This window comes from Vitreoscilla filiformis (genome assembly GCF_002222655.1).
GTDB lineage: Bacteria > Pseudomonadota > Gammaproteobacteria > Burkholderiales > Burkholderiaceae_C > Ideonella > Ideonella filiformis.
Window position 1 is genome coordinate 614,300 of sequence record NZ_CP022423.1, and the last position, 19,331, is coordinate 633,630.

20 protein-coding genes are annotated in these 19,331 nt (G+C 62.5%); 7 read left to right on the top strand and 13 right to left on the bottom strand.

Annotation, left to right across the window (positions count from 1 at the left end; translation table 11 throughout):
* Window position 1: 1 nt before the first annotated feature.
* Entirely contained in the window at window positions 2-1,381 is a 1,380-nt protein-coding gene (gene rsmB, locus VITFI_RS02815) for a 16S rRNA (cytosine(967)-C(5))-methyltransferase RsmB (protein ID WP_089415723.1), read from the bottom strand.
* A gap of 93 nt (window positions 1,382-1,474) precedes the next feature.
* On the opposite strand from rsmB, the gene folE reads away from it, so the two are divergent.
* Window positions 1,475-2,221: a GTP cyclohydrolase I gene (gene folE / locus VITFI_RS02820; protein WP_232476656.1), complete on the top strand. Its 747-nt coding sequence runs from the start codon at window positions 1,475-1,477 to the stop codon at window positions 2,219-2,221.
* A 17-nt stretch (window positions 2,222-2,238) separates the two neighbouring features.
* A complete protein-coding gene (locus VITFI_RS02825) occupies window positions 2,239-2,664 on the top strand; it encodes a BLUF domain-containing protein (protein WP_089415724.1) in 426 nt (141 codons plus the stop codon).
* Between the two features lie 6 nt (window positions 2,665-2,670).
* Here the strand turns inward: VITFI_RS02825 and VITFI_RS02830 are convergent, their stop codons facing one another.
* The 6 genes from VITFI_RS02830 to VITFI_RS02855 all read right to left on the bottom strand — a co-directional run bounded on the left by VITFI_RS02830 (window position 2,671) and on the right by VITFI_RS02855 (window position 10,225).
* Entirely contained in the window at window positions 2,671-3,417 is a 747-nt protein-coding gene (locus tag VITFI_RS02830) for a sulfite exporter TauE/SafE family protein (RefSeq protein WP_089415725.1), read from the bottom strand.
* 4 nt (window positions 3,418-3,421) lie between these two features.
* A complete protein-coding gene (locus VITFI_RS02835) occupies window positions 3,422-4,522 on the bottom strand; it encodes an NAD(P)/FAD-dependent oxidoreductase (RefSeq protein ID WP_089415726.1) in 1,101 nt (366 codons plus the stop codon).
* A gap of 137 nt (window positions 4,523-4,659) precedes the next feature.
* Entirely contained in the window at window positions 4,660-5,367 is a 708-nt protein-coding gene (gene queC, locus VITFI_RS02840) for a 7-cyano-7-deazaguanine synthase QueC (RefSeq protein WP_232476692.1), read from the bottom strand.
* Window positions 5,368-5,369: 2 nt separating this feature from the next.
* A complete protein-coding gene (locus VITFI_RS02845; protein WP_198301589.1) occupies window positions 5,370-6,659 on the bottom strand; it encodes a glutamate-5-semialdehyde dehydrogenase in 1,290 nt (429 codons plus the stop codon).
* Window positions 6,656-7,630, bottom strand: coding sequence for an AEC family transporter (locus VITFI_RS02850; protein ID WP_089415728.1), 975 nt, complete (start codon window positions 7,628-7,630; stop codon window positions 6,656-6,658). The genes VITFI_RS02845 and VITFI_RS02850 overlap by 4 nt, the downstream gene beginning before the upstream one ends.
* 3 nt (window positions 7,631-7,633) lie before the next feature.
* Entirely contained in the window at window positions 7,634-10,225 is a 2,592-nt protein-coding gene (locus VITFI_RS02855) for a DNA topoisomerase III (protein WP_089415729.1), read from the bottom strand.
* Window positions 10,226-10,340: 115 nt separating this feature from the next.
* On the opposite strand from VITFI_RS02855, the gene VITFI_RS02860 reads away from it, so the two are divergent.
* From VITFI_RS02860 to VITFI_RS02870, 3 genes are read left to right on the top strand one after another with little or no spacing between them, the layout of a single operon-like run.
* Complete coding sequence (locus VITFI_RS02860; protein ID WP_089415730.1) at window positions 10,341-10,880, top strand: SET domain-containing protein; 540 nt, start codon at window positions 10,341-10,343, stop codon at window positions 10,878-10,880.
* Window positions 10,877-11,770, top strand: coding sequence for a biotin--[acetyl-CoA-carboxylase] ligase (locus tag VITFI_RS02865; protein ID WP_198301590.1), 894 nt, complete (start codon window positions 10,877-10,879; stop codon window positions 11,768-11,770). The genes VITFI_RS02860 and VITFI_RS02865 overlap by 4 nt, the downstream gene beginning before the upstream one ends.
* Window positions 11,771-11,786: 16 nt before the next feature.
* Entirely contained in the window at window positions 11,787-12,485 is a 699-nt protein-coding gene (locus VITFI_RS02870; protein WP_089415732.1) for a hypothetical protein, read from the top strand.
* 6 nt (window positions 12,486-12,491) lie between these two features.
* Here the strand turns inward: VITFI_RS02870 and VITFI_RS02875 are convergent, their stop codons facing one another.
* The 6 genes from VITFI_RS02875 to nifH all read right to left on the bottom strand — a co-directional run bounded on the left by VITFI_RS02875 (window position 12,492) and on the right by nifH (window position 17,672).
* A complete protein-coding gene (locus VITFI_RS02875) occupies window positions 12,492-12,749 on the bottom strand; it encodes a hypothetical protein (RefSeq protein ID WP_089415733.1) in 258 nt (85 codons plus the stop codon).
* On the bottom strand, window positions 12,746-13,063 hold the full coding sequence (locus tag VITFI_RS02880; RefSeq protein WP_089415734.1) for a hypothetical protein: 318 nt from the start codon (window positions 13,061-13,063) through the stop codon (window positions 12,746-12,748). Before VITFI_RS02880 ends, VITFI_RS02875 begins: the two co-directional genes overlap by 4 nt.
* 117 nt (window positions 13,064-13,180) lie before the next feature.
* On the bottom strand, window positions 13,181-13,528 hold the full coding sequence (locus VITFI_RS02885) for a 2Fe-2S iron-sulfur cluster-binding protein (protein WP_089415735.1): 348 nt from the start codon (window positions 13,526-13,528) through the stop codon (window positions 13,181-13,183).
* Between the two features lie 75 nt (window positions 13,529-13,603).
* Entirely contained in the window at window positions 13,604-15,160 is a 1,557-nt protein-coding gene (gene nifK / locus VITFI_RS02890) for a nitrogenase molybdenum-iron protein subunit beta (protein WP_089415736.1), read from the bottom strand.
* Window positions 15,161-15,204: 44 nt separating this feature from the next.
* Window positions 15,205-16,671, bottom strand: a complete 1,467-nt coding sequence (nifD, locus tag VITFI_RS02895) for a nitrogenase molybdenum-iron protein alpha chain (protein WP_089415737.1) — start codon at window positions 16,669-16,671, stop codon at window positions 15,205-15,207.
* A gap of 119 nt (window positions 16,672-16,790) precedes the next feature.
* On the bottom strand, window positions 16,791-17,672 hold the full coding sequence (gene nifH, locus VITFI_RS02900; RefSeq protein WP_089415738.1) for a nitrogenase iron protein: 882 nt from the start codon (window positions 17,670-17,672) through the stop codon (window positions 16,791-16,793).
* Window positions 17,673-18,184: 512 nt separating this feature from the next.
* On the opposite strand from nifH, the gene VITFI_RS02905 reads away from it, so the two are divergent.
* Window positions 18,185-18,715 carry a group II truncated hemoglobin gene (locus VITFI_RS02905; protein WP_089415739.1) on the top strand — a complete coding sequence of 177 codons (531 nt, stop codon included), beginning with the start codon at window positions 18,185-18,187 and terminating at the stop codon, window positions 18,713-18,715.
* Window positions 18,712-19,302 (top strand): hypothetical protein, encoded by a 591-nt coding sequence (locus VITFI_RS02910; RefSeq protein ID WP_089415740.1) that lies wholly within the window; start codon window positions 18,712-18,714, stop codon window positions 19,300-19,302. Before VITFI_RS02905 ends, VITFI_RS02910 begins: the two co-directional genes overlap by 4 nt.
* Window positions 19,303-19,331: the final 29 nt, after the last annotated feature.

The window sequence follows — 19,331 nt, forward strand, 5'->3', positions numbered from 1 at the left end:
CTCAGGCTGAACCAGGGACAGCGCTGCTCGGCGCTGGCGAATGCAGCAGGGCGTAATAAAACCCGTCGGCCACCGCTGCGGTGGGATTGTCCGGCAGCATCAACACATGCCCTGGCGCGACCGGATCGACCTGCACCGTGCCGGGGCTTTGGCGTTGCACAAACGCCTCAACTTGCGCCGCCCCTTCCGCCCGGAACACCGAACACGTGGCATACACCAAACGCCCACCCGGCTTGAGCAACGGCCACAGCGCCTCCAACAGCTCGGCTTGGATGTGCGCCAGGGCGGTGATGTCCTGCGCGCGGCGCAGCCAAGCGATGTCCGGATGGCGCCGCACGATGCCCGACGCACTGCACGGTGCATCCAGCAAGATGGCATCGAAGGGCCGACCGTCCCACCAATCGGCCACGCGGCGGGCGTCGGCAGCGTGGGTGCGGGCCCGCAGGCCCAAGCGCGCCAACGTGTCCTCGACGCGGCGCAAACGCTGGGCGTCAGCGTCCAGCGCCAGCACGTCCAGATCCGGGCGCCATTCCAGCAAATGCGCGGTTTTGCCACCGGGAGCGGCGCAGGCGTCCAGCACGCGAGCGCCGGGCGGCAAGGCTTGCCCATCGTGGCCCAGCACGAGGGCGGCTGCCCGCTGCGCCGAGGCATCTTGTACCGACACCCACCCCTCCGCAAAACCCGGCAACCGTTCGACCGGACAGGGCTGGGTGAGGCACAACGCGTCCGGCCACAGCGCAGCCTCCAACGGCACCGCCGACAACCCCACCGCCGCCAGTGCTTCCAGGTAAGCCGCCACCGTGCTGCGCTGGCGATTGACGCGCAACACCATCGGCGGATGGCGCTGGGCCTGCGCCAACAGCGTGGCCCAATGGTCGGGCCAATCGCGGCGCAACTGGTCGATCCACCAGCGGGGGTGATTCCAACAGGCAACCGGATCGGCTTTCGGCCCGGTGGTCAAGGTGCTGACCCAGGTGTCGCGCTCACGGATGAACCGGCGCAACACCGCATTCACAAAACCTGCCGACGCAGGGGCCACACGTTGCACGGCGCTCACCGCTTGGTTGACCAAGGTGTGATCAGCGTAAGGCGGGGCCTCGTCGGCGGGCCACAGCAGCGCCAGCGCGCACAGCAGCAGCCCCTCAACTTCAGGGGGCGGTTGACGCGGCGCCAAACGCTGGCGCAGCGCCTGGGCTGTGCCCAAACGCCGCAGCACGGTAAAAGCCAATGCCTGGGTGCCAGGGCGCAGGGCGGCCGGGGTTCGGGTCAGGGCTTCGGTGAGGGAGCGGCCCGCACGCACGGCCGACACGGCATCGGCGGTGCTGGCCAACAAGCGGGCTAGGGCGGGCGAAGGAGAAGAGGGGGAAGAAGGTGCGTTCACGCGGGGAGTCTAACCAGCACGCGCCATGGGGTCATGACGCTTGCGGCATCGTCTCGCACAATCGAACTCCCCCCTAACGTGCAGGAGACCCCCATGATGCCTTCTTCCGCCACCGTTCCCGCTTCGCTCATCTTGCGTGAAGAAGACTTGGCCCGGCTGCCCGCGTCTGAACGCATTCGTTACCGCTTGGTGGGCGCCGAGCGGCGCTACCACGCCAACGACAACATCGCCGAATTCATCCAAGCCGGCGAGCTCGAAGAGCTCAAAGCCGAAGTGCAAGCCAAGATGGCCGAAGTGCTCAAGGCCCTGGTCATCGACACCCAAAGCGACCACAACACCCAGGACACCGCCAAGCGCGTGGCCAAGATGTTCATCGAGGAAGTGTTCCGGGGCCGCTACCAGCCGATGCCGAGCGTGACCGAATTCCCCAACGTCTCGCGCCTGAACGAGTTGATGATCGTCGGGCCCATCAGTGTGCGTTCGGCTTGCTCTCATCACATGTGCCCGATTTTGGGCAAGATTTGGATCGGCATCCTGCCCAACGAACACTCCAACCTCATCGGCCTGAGCAAATATGCGCGGGTGGCGGACTGGATCATGTCCCGCCCGCAGATCCAAGAAGAAGCCGTGATCATGCTCGCGGACACGCTGCAAGCGCGTGTCAAACCGGACGGGCTGGCCATCGTCATGGAAGCCGATCACTTTTGCATGCACTGGCGCGGCGTCAAGGACAGCGATTCGGCCATGACCAACAGCGTCATGCGTGGCGCGTTCTTGCAGGATGCCAACTTGCGGCGCGAGTTTCTCTCGCTGCTGCCTGGCCGCCGCGAGCGGGCCTGAGCCGGGGAGCCGACAGCATGCTGGTTCGCCTGTTGTACGCCAGCCGGGCCGCCGTGCAGCTGGACGCCGAGGAACTGGGCACCATCCTGCGCCAGGCGCGCCAGCACAACCCGGCGCAAGGCATCACCGGCGCGCTGTGTTTTTCGGATGGCACGTTCTTGCAGCTCATCGAAGGCGGGCGCAGCGCGGTCAATGCGCTGTTCCAGCGCATCAGCCGCGACCCCCGCCACACCGATGTGCTACTCCTGCACTACACGGAAATCAGCGAACGGCGTTTTGCCAATTGGACGATGGGGCAGGTGCAACTGTCACGCGTCAACCCGGCGTTGCTGCTGAAGTACTCGGAGGGCACCTCGCTCGATCCTTATGCCCTGTCTGGCCCCGCCATGCTGCGGCTGTTTGAGGAATGGTTGGGCTGCGCCGCCATCGTGGGCCAGGGCTGAAGCCCATCAGATGAACGGTGGCCGCCCGTTCAGCAACAAAGCCACGCCGAGCAGGGCAATCACCCCGCCAACGCAACGCATGGCACTTTGGGCGGGCAGGCGACCATGCAATTTGTCACCCAACCAAAGCCCGGCCACACAGCACACCAGGCCCAGCAGAAACACTTTGAGCACGATGAGTTTGAGCATCAAGCCCAAAATGACCATGAAAACAATGCGAAACGCCCCGTCGAAACGAGCAAGAAATGAAAATGTGCTGCGCAGTGCCGTGACATCCCGCAGGCGCCCAGCCAAGTAAATGATGTAAGGCGGCGCACTGACACCAAACATGGCCCCCGTGGCACCGCCAGAAAACCCCGCCAGCGGCGCCCAGCGTTCAGACAGCACGGAAATGGCATCTGGCTTGATTGCGTAGTAAGCGCCAAACACGATCACCACGACACTCAAAGCTTGCATCATGAGGGTGTTATCGGTGGTTGCCAGCAGGCAAACCCCCGTCACACACCCCACGAGGCTGTAGGGCAGGAGGCGAAGAATCTCCTGTTTATCCACCCCTGAGCTGCGTTTGCCCCACGAGAGTTGCAGGGCTGCCACATAATCAATCAGCATCACCCCCGGCACCACTTCGGAGACTGGAAAATACCGGCTCAAAATGGGCACAGCCACCATGGCCGAACCAAACCCGACGATGCCCCGGATCACATAGGCGAGCAACAAGCCCGCCGCCATGACCGAATAATCTGCCCATGCCATGAGATTACAAAATGGGGCGGTCTGGGTTTTGCGTGCGCCAAGCGTGGGGGGCGGGATTCAATTTTGGGGTTTCGCCGTACATCAACTGCCCCAGCAGTTCCGCCGAAGAAGGTGCCTCGGTCAAACCATAAGCCCGGTGGCCTGCATTGGCCCACAGATTTTCCAATTCGGGATGACGGCCAATCGTCGGCAGATAATCAGGCGAAGCCGGGCGCAAACCAGCCCAATGCACTTCAGGCTCCAACCGATGCAGCAGTGGCAGAATGTCCCCTGCCCGATGGTGGATGGCGGTGCGGGCGGCTTCTGTGGTGGACTTGTCAAAACCCACGGCTTCGCGGGTGGTGCCAGCCAAAATCAACCCATCCTGACGGGGCACCAAGTAGAACTGATCTTCCGTCAATACCACAATGGGCAGCACATCCGGGCGGGTGCGGAACAGCAGGATTTGCCCGCGCAGGGGCCAAACATCCATGTTGCCCGTCAATTCAGGGCCCAATAACTTGGTGCTCCAGGCGCCGGCAGCGATCACATACTGATCCGCTTCCAAAATGCCTTGGGGGGTTGAAATACCGGTAACCCGATTATTCGCTGTCAGCACCGACAACGCTGGGGTGTGCGGCACAATTTCCACCCCCAACAGTTCCGCCGCACGAATCGCCGCAGAGCCGACACGTGGGTTGCGAATGGAAGCCACATCACGCATCCACACACAGCTTCCGCCCGTTAAGTGGGGGGAAAACTCATGCAGATCACGGGCTTCACCAAACTGCTGGTTTTTTTGGCACCACTCGACACCCTTTTGGGTGTCGGCTTGCAGCACCGCCATCCCGCAGCGACGGTATTCAGTAGACAGCCCCGAAATTCCTTCAATGGTTTCATTGAATTCTTCGTACAACTGCATGCCCCGGCTGGCGATGGCATTGACTTCTTCGTTAAAACGCCACGGAGGCAACGGCGCCAAAATTCCACTACCCGCCCAAGAGGACTCGCGTGCGGGCAAACCCTTATCAATGATCTTCACACGCTGACCGCGACGGGCCAACATAATTGCCGTGGCGAGGCCATTGATTCCAGCCCCAACGATCAACGTATCAACGCGGCCCATGTCTGCTCCTGGATGCCAATTTCGATTGGCGGGTTTTTGGAGAGTGGTTTGGATAAAATCCGCCGCAGTATAACGCAGAGATAGGATGCGCCCACCCCCACCGCCAAGAATACAAGTAACACTTTGAAAAAAATGGCTCAGGGCCTACAGCGCTGCTGCCAAGCGTCCCACCCTTTGGCGCGCAGCTCACACGCCGGGCAATGGCCGCACCCATGGCCCCACGGGTGCAGCGTGCCGCGCTCGCCCAAGTAGCAGGTGTGGGTGTGCTCCACGATCAAGCGGTTCAGTGCCTCGCCGCCCAGTTGCTGGGTGAGTGCCCAGGTGTCTGCCTTGTCGAGGAACATCAGCGGCGTTTCCACCGTCATCGGGCCGTCCAAACCGAGCGAAAGGGCCACTTGCAGCGCTTTGAGGGTGTTGTCGCGGCAGTCCGGGTAGCCCGAATAGTCGGTCTCGCACATGCCGCCCACGAGCACGGACAAACCCCGGCGATACGCCAACGTGGCCGCAAACGTCAAAAACAGGAGGTTGCGTCCCGGCACAAACGTGTTGGGCAAACCATTGGCTTGCATCTCGATGGCCCGTTCGGCGGTCAGCGCGCAATCGCTGATTTGGCCAAGCACGCTCAAATCCAACAGGTGATCTTCACCCAAGCGCGCCGCCCAGGCCGGGAACTGGCGCGCCAGCTCAGTGCGCACGGTCAACCGGCAATCCAGCTCGATGCGGTGGCGCTGGCCGTAATCAAACCCCAGCGTTTCGACCCGGCTGAAGCGCTCCAGCGCCCAGGCCAAGCAAGCGGTGGAATCCTGCCCGCCTGAAAACAGCACCAGCGCGCCACGCGGGCTCACGCTCACGAACGCACCTCGCCTTGGCCCAGCACCACCCATTTCATCGAGGTCAGCCCTTCCAGGCCGACGGGGCCACGGGCGTGGAACTTGTCGGTGGAAATGCCGATTTCGGCGCCGAGGCCGTACTCAAAACCGTCCGCAAACCGCGTGCTGGCGTTGACCATCACGCTGCTCGAATCGACCTCGCGCAAAAACCGCATGGCGTTCGGGTGGTTGGTGGTGAGGATGGCGTCGGTGTGGTGCGAGCCGTAGCGGTTGATGTGGGCGATGGCTTCATCCAAGCCGCTCACCACTTTCACGCTGATGATGGGCGCGAGGTATTCCTCGAACCAATCGGACTCAGTGGCATCCGCCAACTGGGCGCCGGGCACGTCGCTCAGCATCGATTTGGCCGCCGGGCAGCAGCGCATCTCCACGCCCTTGGCCGCAAAGATCGCGCCGATCTTGGGCAGGAACGCCGCCGCGCTGCGCGCATGCACCAGGAGGCTTTCGGTGGCGTTGCAGGGGCTGTACTTTTGGGTCTTGGCGTTGTCGGTGACGATCAACGCTTGTTCGATGTCCACCTCGGCATCGATGTAGGTGTGGCAATTGCCGTCCAGGTGTTTGATGACGGGCACACGCGCTTCGGCGCTGATGCGCTCGATCAGCCCCTTGCCGCCACGCGGGATGATCACATCCACGTACTCGGGCATGGCGATGAGTCGGCCCACAGCGGCGCGGTCGGTGGTTTCCACCAACTGCACGGCCTCGGCTGGCAAGCCAGCTTCCACCAACGCGGCCTGAACCAACTGCCACAGCGCCAAGTTCGAGTGGATCGCTTCCGAGCCGCCGCGCAGGATGCAGGCGTTACCGCTCTTGATGGCCAACGAGGCGGCCTCGATCGTCACGTTCGGGCGGCTCTCGTAAATCATGCCGAACACACCCAGCGGCACGCGCATCTGGCCGACGCTGATGCCGGTTGGCCGGCGCTTCACACCGGTGATTTCGCCGATGGGATCGGGCATGGCGGCGAGTTGCTCGCAGCCTTCGGCGACGGTGGCCACCACCTTGAGCGTCAAGCGCAGGCGATCGACCATCGGAGCGGCCAGGCCGGCCAGCTCGGCGGCGGCGATGTCCTTGGCATTGGCGGCTTGCAGGGGCTCGCCAGCTTCGCGCAACCGGCGAGCCAGCGCCAGCAAAGCGGCGTTTTTGGCACGCGTGCTGGCGCGGGCCATGACGGTGGCAGCGGCGCGGGCTTGGGCGCCCAACGCAGCCATGTAAGTGGGGATGTCGTGCGGGGTGGCGGTGCTCATGGGGGGATTATCGCCAGCAAGCTCATCCACAGCGGCACACTCCCAGCCACCAGCAGGGTGGAGACCACGGTGGCCGCCGTCACCTCGGCTTCGGCCACGCGGTAACGCTGCGCGAACAGCAAGGCATTGCTGCCCGATGGCAGGCTGGCCATCATGACGACCACATTCAGCGCCAGCCCTCTCAGCCCAAACACGCCATATGCCACGGCCAGCACCCCGAGCGGATGCAGCACCATTTTGAGCAGCACCAAACTCAGCGCCCCCCGCAACGAACGCGGCCAGCCCAGGTAAGCCAGGGACATCCCGATCAACGTCAAACACAGCGGCACCACAGCCGAACCCAGGACGTGCAAGACCTCGTCCACCGGCCCCGGCAAGGCCCAGCCTGTGACGTTCCACAGCAACCCCGCCAGCACCGGCAGGACGACGGGATGCACCACCGTATTGCGCAGTGTCAAACGCAGCATCGCCCAGCGGTTGGCGCCGCCTTGCTCACGCGCCAAGTCGGACTCCACCAAGGCCGTCAGCACCGTCAACAACACCAGGGCGTGCAAGCTGACGAGCGTCAGATGCAACCCGAGACCGGCTTCGCCAAACAAAGCCGCCGCCAGGGGGATGCCAATCTGCACCGAGTTGCCAAAACTCACCGTAATGGCCCGTGTGGCCGCCAAAGCGGCGGGGCGTTCCGGGTGGCGCGTGCGCTGCCAGCGGTTCCAGGCGTAAACGAGCAGCAGCAAGCCCACGGTCGGCACAAAAAACGCGGCGAGCATGTGCCAAGGCAGCGTCGCCAGCTCGATGCGCGCCGTGGTGCGAAACAGCAGCGCTGGCGCAAACAGGTAGAACGCGGCGTGCGCCAGCACACGCGCTGGGTCGGCCTGCTCATCCCCCAACCAACGCAGCCGGCCCACCACCCAGCCCAACACCACCACCAGCACGATGGCCAGCAGCTTGGAGAACAGGGCCAGGGTCATGCGTCAGGACTCGGCGCTGGCTGCTGCCCGACGGCCTGCGCTTTTCGCAGCCGGCTTGGCCGCACGCGGTTCGAACTCGAAGCCGACTTTGCCCTCTTTTTTGTCCCACACCAAGAAGGCTTTGAACTTGCGCCGCGTTTTGTTGGAGACGAAGTTTTCCAGCAAATCCGTGCGCCCCGTGCTCAGCAGCTTGACAAGTTGCTCACCCGACACCGGCTGTTGCAGGATGACGATGCCCGTCTTGAAATCGCACTTCGCTGGCACCGCAACCGAGTGTTCGCACACATAGTTGCTGCCGTGCTCGTACACCTTGCCGCCGCACTTGGGGCAATGGCCGAGGGCGATTTGGTCGGCAAAACTTGGCGCTTCGGCCTCGCCTTCTTCGGGCTGGGCATCGTCGCCAAAGTCGAATTCGAGTTTCGAGCTGGCGCCGGCTTCGCGCACCAGTTTCAGTTCCGCCGTGAACGGCCAACCCGCCTTGGAGCGGAAGCCCTCCAGCGGCCCGATCTGCCCCGTGCTCAGGAATTGCTCCACCTCGTGCAGCTCAAAACTGCGCCCGCCCGGGATTTTGGTGATGGAAAAGCCGCAGCCCTCACTCTCACCCGTCGGGCCGGTGCAGGTGAAACGGCGGTAGTTTTCTTTCACCACGCCGCCGCAATCCGGGCAGTGGGCCTTCAGGGTGGCGTAATCGCCCGGAATCGTGTCCCGGTCGTATTCCTTGGCTTTGCGCACGATGCGCTCGGCCATCTGCGCGATGCCCTGCATGAACGCTTCGCGTGAGAGCTTGCCCTGCTCCATCTCGGCCAGCTCGTGCTCCCAATGGCCGGTGAGCTCCGGTTTGGTGAGATCCTCCACGCCCAGGCCGCGCAACAGCGTCATGAGCTGGAAGGCTTTGGCGGTGGCGATCAGATCCCGCCCATCGCGCAGCAGGTATTTTTCGGTGATCAGCCCTTCGATGATGGCCGCCCGCGTGGCCGGCGTGCCCAAGCCTTTTTCGGCCATGGCTTCGCGCAGCTCGTCATCGTCGATCAACTTGCCCGCGCCTTCCATGGCAGAGAGCAGCGTCGCTTCGTTGTAGCGTGCCGGTGGCTTGGTGACGAGCGCCGCCGAGGTGGCTTGCTGCGTCTGCACCCGCTCGGACGGCTGAACGGGCACGAGGTTGGCATCCTCGTCCTGTGCTTCTTTGCCGTACACCGCCAGCCAGCCGGGGTTCACCAACACCTTGCCGTTGGTTTGGAAGTGCTGCGCCCCGGCTGCCGTCGCGACTTGGGTGATGCGCGTCGTCACCAAAAATTCGGCCACCGGGAAGAACACCGCAATGAAGCGCTTGACCACCAACTCGTAGAGTTTGGCCTCCAGCTCCGTGAGGGACTTGGGCGCTTGCAACGTCGGGATGATGGCGAAGTGATCGGACACCTTGGCGTTGTCGAACACCTTGCGAATCGGCTTCACATAGCCAGCGGACAGCCCTTTGCGCGCATGCACCGCCAGCGCAGCCAACGGCCCTGGCAGCGCCTCATCGGCCAGCATCTGGAAGGTTTGCTGCACGGTGCTGACGTAGTCTTCCGGCAGATGGCGCGAGTCGGTACGCGGGTAGGTCAGCGCCTTGTGCTTTTCGTACAGGCTTTGCGCCAGGGACAGCGTCGTTTTCGCCGAAAACCCAAAACGCGAGTTGGCTTCACGCTGCAAGGTCGTCAAGTCGTACAACGCCGGGCAGGCTTGCGTCGTGGGCTTGGACTCATCACTCACCACGCCCGTCTGGCCGCGCACCGCCTCGGCCACGGCGCGGGCGGTGGCTTCGTCCCACACCCGGTCGGCGCGGCGCTCGGCGTCGTCGTTTTTCTTGAAAGCCGGGTCGAACCACTTGCCTTCGTAGGTGCCGGCAGCCGCCTCGAATGCGGCCTTCACCTCCCAATAGGGTCGGGCAACGTGCTTGCGGATTTTTTCCTCGCGCTCCACAACGATGGACAGCGTCGGCGTCTGCACCCGCCCCACGGTGGTGAGGAAGAAACCGCCGTCCCGCGAGTTGAACGCCGTCATGGCGCGGGTGCCGTTGATGCCCACCAGCCAATCGGCTTCGGAGCGGCTGCGGGCCGCATCGGCCAAGCCTTGCATCTGCGCATCCGAGCGCAGACGGTTGAAGCCATCGCGGATGGCTTGCGGCGTCATGCTTTGCAGCCAGAGGCGCTGCACGGGTTTGTTGACCGGCTTGCTGCCCCCGGCGTACTGCACGATGAGGCGGAAAATCAACTCCCCCTCGCGGCCCGCGTCGCAAGCGTTGATGAGTTCGGTCACGTCCTTGCGCTTGACCAGCTTGGCCACGGCCAGCAAACGCGCTTTGTTCTTGTCGATGGGCGCCAGGTCGAAATGCGGCGGCAGCACGGGCAGGTGGGCAAAACTCCACTTGCCGCGCTTGACGTCGTAGGCTTCCGGCGCTTTGATCTCGACCAAGTGGCCCACAGCGCTGGTGACGACGTAACGGTCGTTCTCAAAATGATCGGCCGCTTTTTCAAACTTGCCGGCCACGGGGGTGAGGGCCCGCACGATGTCCTGCGCGACGCTGGGCTTCTCCGCGATGATCAATGACTTGCTCATGTGAATTCTGGTGGGGTGGGTGGGCGACAAAAGCCCCATGCCTACAATCGCTCGGGTTCGCGGGCACGCACATCGCACACATGCATGCGCGTGCCCATGACCTTCAATGTACCCAATGAAGCCCCCCGCCTCCGATTCCCGCGTTTTTGAAGCTGTTGACACTGGCGCAGCACGTCAGGGAGGGCGGCGCTTTCAGGTGCGTCGCAGTGCGGTACATGGCCGAGGGGTGTTTGCCCTGCGACCGCTGCCAGCCGGGGAGCGTTTGATCGAATACACCGGCGAGCGCATCACCTGGGAGGAAGCAGTGGCCCGCCACCCCCACGACCCCACCCAACCCACCCACACGTTCTACTTTGACTTGGACAGCGGCCTGGTCATCGACGGCCACCGAGGCGGCAACAGCTCGCGCTGGTTCAATCATGGGTGTGACCCGAACTGTGAAGCCGTGGAGAATGATGGCCGCGTGTTCCTGCATGCGCTGCGCGACATTGCGGTCGGGGAAGAACTGCTGTTTGACTACGCTTTGCTCTGTGACGAACGCCGCACGCCGGCGCTCAAGCGCTTGTACGCCTGCCACTGCGGTGCCCCGACCTGCCGAGGCACCATGCTTGCTCCTCAACGTCGCCGTGCGGTTCGGTACGGCCCGAAGCCATGATGTCTTCCTACCATCTGCTCTCCTCCTCGGATGAGCTGCCACCGCCCAGCCCCTGGAACGTGCAAGCCCTGTGGGAAGTGCTGCGCCCGAACCTGCCCGATTTGTCGATCGAAGTCGTCGATCAGGTGGACTCCACCAACCAGACCTTGGTGCAACGCCTGCACGGCGCCGTGCGCAACGCCCAAGGCCGGGACTTGCGCGCCCAAGACCTCAGCCCCTCGTTGCTGGTGGCCCAGCGGCAGATCGCTGGGCGGGGCCGGCTGGGGCGCAACTGGATGTCGCGCCACGGTGCGTCGCTGACGTTTTCGCTGCAACTGGCGCTGGAGCGCTCGGATTGGTCAGGGCTGTCGCTGGCGGTGGGGCTGGCCGTGGCGCGGGCGTTTGACCCCACGGCCCAGCGTCTCGGCTTGAAGTGGCCGAACGATTTGTGGATCAAGGACGGCCCCGATGGTCAAGGGCGCAAGCTCGGTGGCATCTTGATTGAAGGGTTGGGCGTCAGCGGTCGGCGCATGGCGATCATCGGGGTGGGGCTCAACATCCTGCCTTTGCGCATGGCTGAGCCTGTCGCCTCGCTGAGTGAGCTTTGGCCCGACCTGACCGCCCCGCAAGCCTTGCACCGCGTCATGCCCGAGCTGGTGCGCACCATTCACATGTTTGAAGCCCAGGGCTTTGCCGCCATGGTGGATGACTTCGCCCGCTACGATCTGTTGCGCGGCCACCCCGTCGTCACCACCGACGCGCAGTGCCCCCAGGGCATCGCCGAAGGGGTGGCCGCCGATGGTGCATTGTGCGTGCGTCAGGGCGATCAACACATGCGAATCGTCAGTGGAGAAGTCAGCGTGCGCCCGGCCGCAGCGGTGGCGGGTTCGACATCGTTTCATGCCGATTGACGGGAGAACCTGAGCTGTGCGTTATCTGCTGATGGTGCTGATTTTGGCGAATATGGGTTACTGGGCTTGGAACCGCCCCGAAGTCGTGGCCTGGCGCAGCCCTGGGCCCGAACCAGGGCGCGAACCGGAGCGGCTGCAACAGCAAATCCACCCGGAAAAAGCGCGCATTCTGACCACGTCGGAAGCACGTTCGATGGGCATCATCGCCCGTCCGCGCAGCTCCCCGCGTGCAGAAGCGCGGCGGGCCTCGGGTGCGGCCACCGATGCCCTGCTGTGCCTGGAAAGCGCCACCCTCAGCGATGAAGAGTTTGGCCAGCTCACGCAAGAGCTACAAAAGAACGGCTTCACCCGCACCGATTGGGAAGATCGCCGGCGCGAATACCCTGGCCGCTGGGAAGTGGTGCTCGGCCCCTTGAGCGACCAAGAATTGCCGCAGCGCATCGCCGCCCTGCGCAAGCTCAAGATCGATGCCGAGGAAATCAAGTCCCAGCCCGATGTGAGCCCAGGCGTGATGCTCGGACGCTACAAAGACCCCAGCGACGCCGAAAAGCGCTTGAATGAGGTGGCCAAACAAGGCGTGCGCGGCGCACGGGTGGTGGAAATCAAACCCCAGCGCGTTGAGCACCGCTTGCGCATCGATGCGTTGACCGAATCGCAAGCCGCCAAAGTGCGCGAATCCAGCACCGCCATCAAGTGGCAGGCCTGCGAGTCCTGACCCCGCTCACACCTCGTCGGCCAGCACCTCGGTGGCAATGAGCTGCTCACGCAGCGCCATGCGGGCGCGCCAGCCAGGGCCGTGCCACAGCGGTTCGGTGTCGTCTTCCAGCGCCAGCACGGCGCTTTCTTCGTCGGGCCACAGGCGCATCTCACACGCGGGCGGGCCGCCTCGGGCGTCGAGTTTGGCCGACAAATCCGCCGCATCGTAGGCAAACCAAGCGTAGGGCGCTTGCCCTTCGGGCAGTTCGAGCAGGTAAATCATTCGGCCCCCTCGGCAAAGACTTTTTGCCATGCGGCTTTGCGCAAACGCTCGGCGATGGCCAAGGGGGAGCCGTCGAACGTGTCGTTGTGGCGCCGCAGCGCCGACTGGGCCACCGAGGCTTCGGCCAAGGTCAAGGGCAGGCGCCCCGCCATGTGCGTGGCTTTGGGCACCACACGCAAGATGGCCTGACGGTTCGGGTGCTCTTCCAGCACGACGACGTGGTCGGTTTCCGGCTTGCCATCGAGGCAAATCCAACCGTTGATGACTTCGACCTGGCGGCCGTCCAGGGTGGTTTTGACGTAGGTGGCTGGCATGTCGCGTTCCTTGGTGACACAGGGCGATGGGTTTGTCGGGTTTCCCACCGGGCCAGCCGTTTCAAGCAAAAACAGGGCCGCGACACCGCGACCCTGTTCACACCGCTCAACGCCAGCTCAGAACTTCACCAGGATGTCTTCGTTGCGCACGATGAACTGGCACGCCAGGCGCCACGGCGGCGGCACATCGCTGTTTTCAGCGGCGTCGATCTGCGCTTGGGTGATCTTGCCGGCATAGCGCAGCACGGCTTTTTCCTTTTCGGTCAGGGCCACGCCGTAGGGCGCTTTGTCCGACAGGATGTCGATTTGCACCGCGCACGAACCACACTCGCCGTTCTCGCACTCAAAATGCACCGGCACGCTGTTCGCCTTGGCCACGGCCAGCAAGGTTTTGGTGTCTCCGGCCACAGCGTAGACCGTCAGGTCTTTTTTCATGCTGGGGGAGCTGAAGGTCACATTTGCCATCTTGGTTCTCCTGGCGAAAAAAAAGGCCGGGCTTTGCCAAGCCACGGCCCTCGGGGAAACATCAAACGCTGGGGATCAGCGGATGATGTCGTAGCTGTAGTCGGTCTTGCCCGGGATGATGGTGTTGGCGTCGAGCGTCTCGAAGAACTCGTCCAGCAGCATGATCAGGGTGCGCATCGCGCCGTCGTAGCCCCAGGTGGGGTAACGGTGGTAGTGATGGCGGTCGAAGATCGGGAACACCATGCGGATCAGCGGGGTGCCGGTGTCGCGCTCCAGGTACTTGCCGTAGGTGTTGCCGATGAGGAAGTCCACCGGTTCCACGTTCAGCAGGCTGCGCATGTGCCACAGGTCACGCTTCGGGTAGGCCTTGCCGCCGGCGCCGTAGGGCGAGCTGGCCAGCAGGGCTTCCACCTTGGCGGCCCAGTCCTTGTCGCCGTTGGTGGCCAAGACGTGCGTCGGCTCGGCGCCCAGTTCCAGCAGGAACTCGGTCAGGCCCAGCATTTGGTCCGGATCCCCGTACAGGGCGAACTTCTTGCCGTGCAGGTGGGCTTGGCTGTCGGCCATGGCATCCACCAGTTGGCCGCGCTCGGCTTCCAGCTCGGCCGGCACCGGCTTGCCGGTGAGTTCGCTGATGGCCATGATGAAGCGATCCGTGCCGGCCACGCCCACCGGGCAGTTCAGCGTCACGACTTGCTGGCCCTTTTCCTTGATGTACTTGGCCGTCTTCTCGGTGCAGTACTCTTGGAAGACGATGGTGGCCTTGGCGTTGAGCGCCTTTTCCACTTCTTCCTTGGTGGTGCCACCTTCGTACATGCGGAACTCGCCATCGGTGGGGGTGTTCCACACGGCAGACGGGTCGCAGAGGATGGTGTAGTCCACCCCGAACAGGTTCAGGATGCGCTTGATTTCCTTCATGTTGCCCACGACGAAGCCGTCGAAGCCACCGATGAAGTTGATCGAGTCGTTCGGCACGCGGGTCAGCGGGGTGGTGGTGCCGGCCTTGCCGTCCCAGAAGTGCTTGAGCACGCCCAGCAGCGCGTTGTCGTAGCCAGTGATGTGGCTGCCGACGAAGGCCGGGGTGTGGGCGAACGGCACATCGAACTCAGCCGGGACGCTGCCCTTTTGCTTGGAGTTCTTGATGAAGGCGTCCAAGTCGTCACCGATCACTTCGGCCATGCACGTCGTCGAGACGGCGATCATCTCGGGCTTGTACAGGTTGTAGGCGTTGGCCAGGCCGTCGATCATGTTGTTCAAGCCACCGAACACGGCGGCGTCTTCCGTCATCGACGAAGACACGCAGCTGGTCGGCTCCTTGAAGTGGCGGCTGAAGTGCGAGCGGTAGTAAGCCACGCAGCCTTGCGAGCCGTGCACGAAGCTCAGCGTCTTGGCAAAACCGTTGGCGACGTACACGGCACCCAGCGGCTGGCAAGCCTTGGCCGGGTTCACGACCAGCGCTTCGCGGGCGAAGTTCTTGTCGAGGTAGTCCTTGCTCTTGGTCCAGTCGCGGATTTCTTGCACCTTGGCTTCGGGGTGCTTGAACTCGAACTGCTTCTTGTTGGCGAACAGCTCTTGGTACTCGGGCTCACGAAAGAGCATTTCGTGGTCGATGATCTTGTCGGCGTTCTGAGGCATGGTGGCTCTCCAGACAGGCTAAGAATTCAGAGGGCGAGGCAGCTTCAGGCGGCCTTCTTCCACGGGGCGGACTTGGCCAGCTTCCAGATCGGCGAGCTGATGGCCATGTCCATGTCACGGGCGAAGATGGCGAAGCCGTCATAGCCGTGGTACGGGCCTGAGTAATCCCAGCTGTGCATCTGACGGAAGGGCACGCCCATCTTCTGGAAGACGTACTTTTCCTTGATGCCCGAGCCCACCAGATCCGGCTGGATCTTTTCGGCAAACTTCTCGAATTCGTAGCCGGTCACGTCGTCGTAGACCAGGGTCGAATCCTTGATGTAGTGGGTGGTGCGTTGGTAGTCGTCGTTGTGGGCGAACTCGTAGCCCGTGCCGACGATTTCCATGCCCAAATCTTCGTAGGCGCCGATGACGTGACGCGGACGCAAGCCGCCCACATACAGCATGACCTTCTTGCCTTCCAGGCGCGGCTTGTACTTGGCGATCACCGCATCCACCATCGGGCGATAGCGGGCGATGACTTCCTCGGCCTTGGCCTTGATGGTGTCGTCGAAGTGCGCGGCGATTTCGCGCAGGCTCTTCTCGATTTGGCTCGGGCCGAAGAAGTTGTATTCGACCCAAGGAATGCCGTACTTCTCTTCCATGTGCCGGCTGATGTAGTTCATCGAGCGGTAGCAGTGGAGGACGTTCAGCTTGGCCTTGGGGGTGTTTTCCAGCTCGGCGATGGTGCCGTCACCCGACCATTGGGCAATGACGCGCAGACCGATTTCTTCCAGCAGGATGCGCGACGACCAAGCGTCACCACCGATGTTGTAGTCGCCGATGATGGCCACGTCATACGGGGTGGACTCGAATTCGGCGTTCTTGGCCGGATCCATCTTGTCGAACACCCAATCGCGGATCGCGTCGTTGGCGATGTGGTGGCCCAGCGATTGCGACACGCCCCGGAAACCTTCGCAGCGCACCGGCACGATGGTGTGGCCGTCGTACTGCTTGCTCTTCTTCTTGGACACGGCTTCGATGTCGTCGCCGATCAGGCCGATCGGGCATTCCGACTGCACCGAGATGCCCTTGTTCAGCGGGAACAGGTCTTGAATTTCGTCGATGATTTTGTCGAGCTTCTTGTCACCGCCGAACACGATGTCCTTCTCTTGGAAGTCCGAGGTGAACTGCATGGTGACGAAGGTGTCCACACCGGTGATGCCGATGTAGTAGTTGCGGCGCGACGACCAAGAATACTGACCGCAACCCACCGGGCCGTGGGAGATATGCACCATGTCCTTGATCGGGCCCCAGACCACGCCCTTGGAACCGGCGTAGGCGCAACCGCGAATGGTCATCACGCCCGGCAGCGACTTGATGTTGGACTTCACGCCGCAATCCGGCTTGCCTTCGCTGTAGGCGTTCAGGTGCTTGGCGCGGCGCTTGGCCATCTTCTCGGGATAGGCCTTCAGGACTTCGTCGATCAAGGCCTTGTTCGAGGCCTTGCGCTCTTCAACGGTCATGCTCATGGTGGGCTCCAATGGCGTCAGGGGTTCGGTGGACAGTGGTTGGCGCAAGGCCAGCCCCTCGAGAGCACCGCTCCCAAGGGGACGGGCTGACAGGCGGTGTGTCAGCCCTGAGCGGCCGATCAGGCGACCGCTTCGGCGGCGGTCTTGCCGACTTGGCTTTCGTCAATGGCTTGCATGATCCCGTGCTCCATCAGCAGGTCTTCCAGCTGATCCATGGTGATGGGGGTGGGGATGGTGCCGTTGCCAGCGTTGGCGTGAACCTTTTGAGCCAGGGTGCGGTACTCGCCGGCTTGCTTGCTGTCGGCGGCGTATTCCAGAACGGTCATGCGACGCAGTTCAGCGTGTTGCACGATGTTGTCGCGCGGCACGAAGTGGATCAGCTTGGAGCCCAGCATCTTGGCCAGGGAGTCGGCCAGTTCCCATTCCTTGTCGGTCTTGCGCTCGTTGCAGACCAGGCCACCCAGACGCACGCCACCCGAGTTGGCGTACTTCAGAATGCCCTTCGAGATGTTGTTGGCGGCGTACATGGCCATCATTTCGCCGGACATCACGATGTAGATTTCTTGGGCCTTGTTTTCGCGGATGGGCATGGCGAAACCGCCGCACACCACGTCACCCAGCACGTCGTAGGACACATAGTCCACGCCGTCGTAAGCGCCGTTTTCTTCCAGGAAGTTGATCGAGGTGATCACGCCACGGCCAGCGCAGCCGACGCCGGGTTCCGGGCCACCGGATTCCACGCAACGGATGTCGCGGTAACCGATCTTCATCACGTCTTCGAGTTCCAGATCCTCCACCGAACCGGCTTCAGCGGCCAGCGACAGGATGGTGTCCTGGGCCTTGGCGTGCAGGATCAGGCGGGTGGAGTCGGCCTTGGGGTCACAGCCGACGATCAGGATTTTTTGACCCATTTCGGCCAGAGCGGCCAGGGTGTTTTGGGAGGTGGTGGACTTACCGATACCACCCTTGCCATAGAAAGCGATTTGCCGGAGTGCAGCCATTTCAGTTCTCCAATCCAAGTAAAGAGGTGTTTGACTGGGGTTGATGACACAGACGAGAAAGAGCGCATCTCGATACAGCCTTGAGTGCTTCTATGGTCTTCTTCTGAAGCGCCTGTTGGACAGACTCGGGTGCCGCGCAGCCAGCTTATTGCAACGGGTGTGCCAGGTTTGAAAAATTCTCTTAACTTGTTGATTTGATTGGATTTTTTACCGAACCGATCCCATATCGACCCCACCGTGGAATTTGTTTGAAACGTGACAAAGCCGGGTTGAATCGACGTTGAACACCCCACACGTCACAAGCATGACAAACCCAACCCTGCCCGTTGGGTGGATTTATCCCCAAGTAATGAGCTGGGGTTTTTCAAGGCTTCCGGACATTCGCCCCAATAACCAACGCGCGCGCGTATCACAGGCGCGCTGAGATGGATTGAATCTGAAGTATTTCGTCGGTATCACCGCTGCTGGCCGACCTTTTGTGGGGTGGTATGCGATTTGCAGACAGGCTGAGCATGAGCCCTTCTGCCTTGCCCCTGGCTGCTGCGCCGGCCAACCCCCACTTCGGTCGTTTGGGTGGTCGCGAAGCCATCGTGCGGCTGGTCGATGCGTTTTACCGCGCGATGGACACCCGGCCCGATGCCCGCGTCATCCGTGCCATGCACGAACCCGACTTGACACACACTCGACGTGTGTTGGTGGACTACTTGTGCGAATGGACAGGGGGCCCCAAGGCTTACAGCGCCCAGCGTGGCGCACCCATGCTGCGCCGACGGCACCAGCCCTTTGACATTGACGCCAGCGCACGCGATGCCTGGATGGCTTGTATGCGTCAAGCCCTGACCGAAGTGGTCACCGATGAGGGGCTGCGTGCCGAATTAGAGACGGCGTTCTGGAAGATCGCCGATTTCATCCGCAACACCGAAACCCACGGCGAGCGTCGCCCCCATCCGGGGCGGCCAATGGAAGTTCACCCCCACGCCACGCCGCTCACCCACGCTTCTGCTGTTTCTTCCCCACCTCACCAACCGGAGTCACTGTCATGACCGCCATCACCGAAACCGCCCTGGGCCGCCTGGAAGCCGAAGGTCGCCTGCTCAACAGCGTGCTCAAGAGCACCACCAAGAAGCCGGGCCGCTTTGGCTTCCGTGGCGACATCGCCCTGAAGTTCCCAGCAAAGCTGGCCGACGAAGCCCGCCCGCCGGAAATCAGCTCGGATCAGGTGATCATGACGGCCAAGGCTGGCGAAACCCACATCGAGTTCATGACCGGTTTCCTGCTCAGCTTTGAATATCTCAAATTGCTGGCCGAGGTGTTGGGGGACGCCCTGTCACCCCAAGGCAAGTATTTTCTGTTTGTCGATAACATCGACATCAGCAAAAAATACCAATGTGAGTACGGTGGTGCGACGTTTTACATTCTGCCGATTGATGAATCGACGGTGTACAACGAATTGCTGTCCTTGCTTTACATCGAAAAAACCGAGCTGAAGAAACTCGACACTGCCGGTAAAACCGATGCCGTAGCTGATAAAGCATTGACGTTTGATGAAACCTTCCCAAGCATCAGCTACGAGGAAGGCCTGAAAACCATGGGGCCGATTCGCAATATTTACGAAAACCGCCCGGTGTAACCGTCAAAAAGCCCGGTACGTTCCAAACG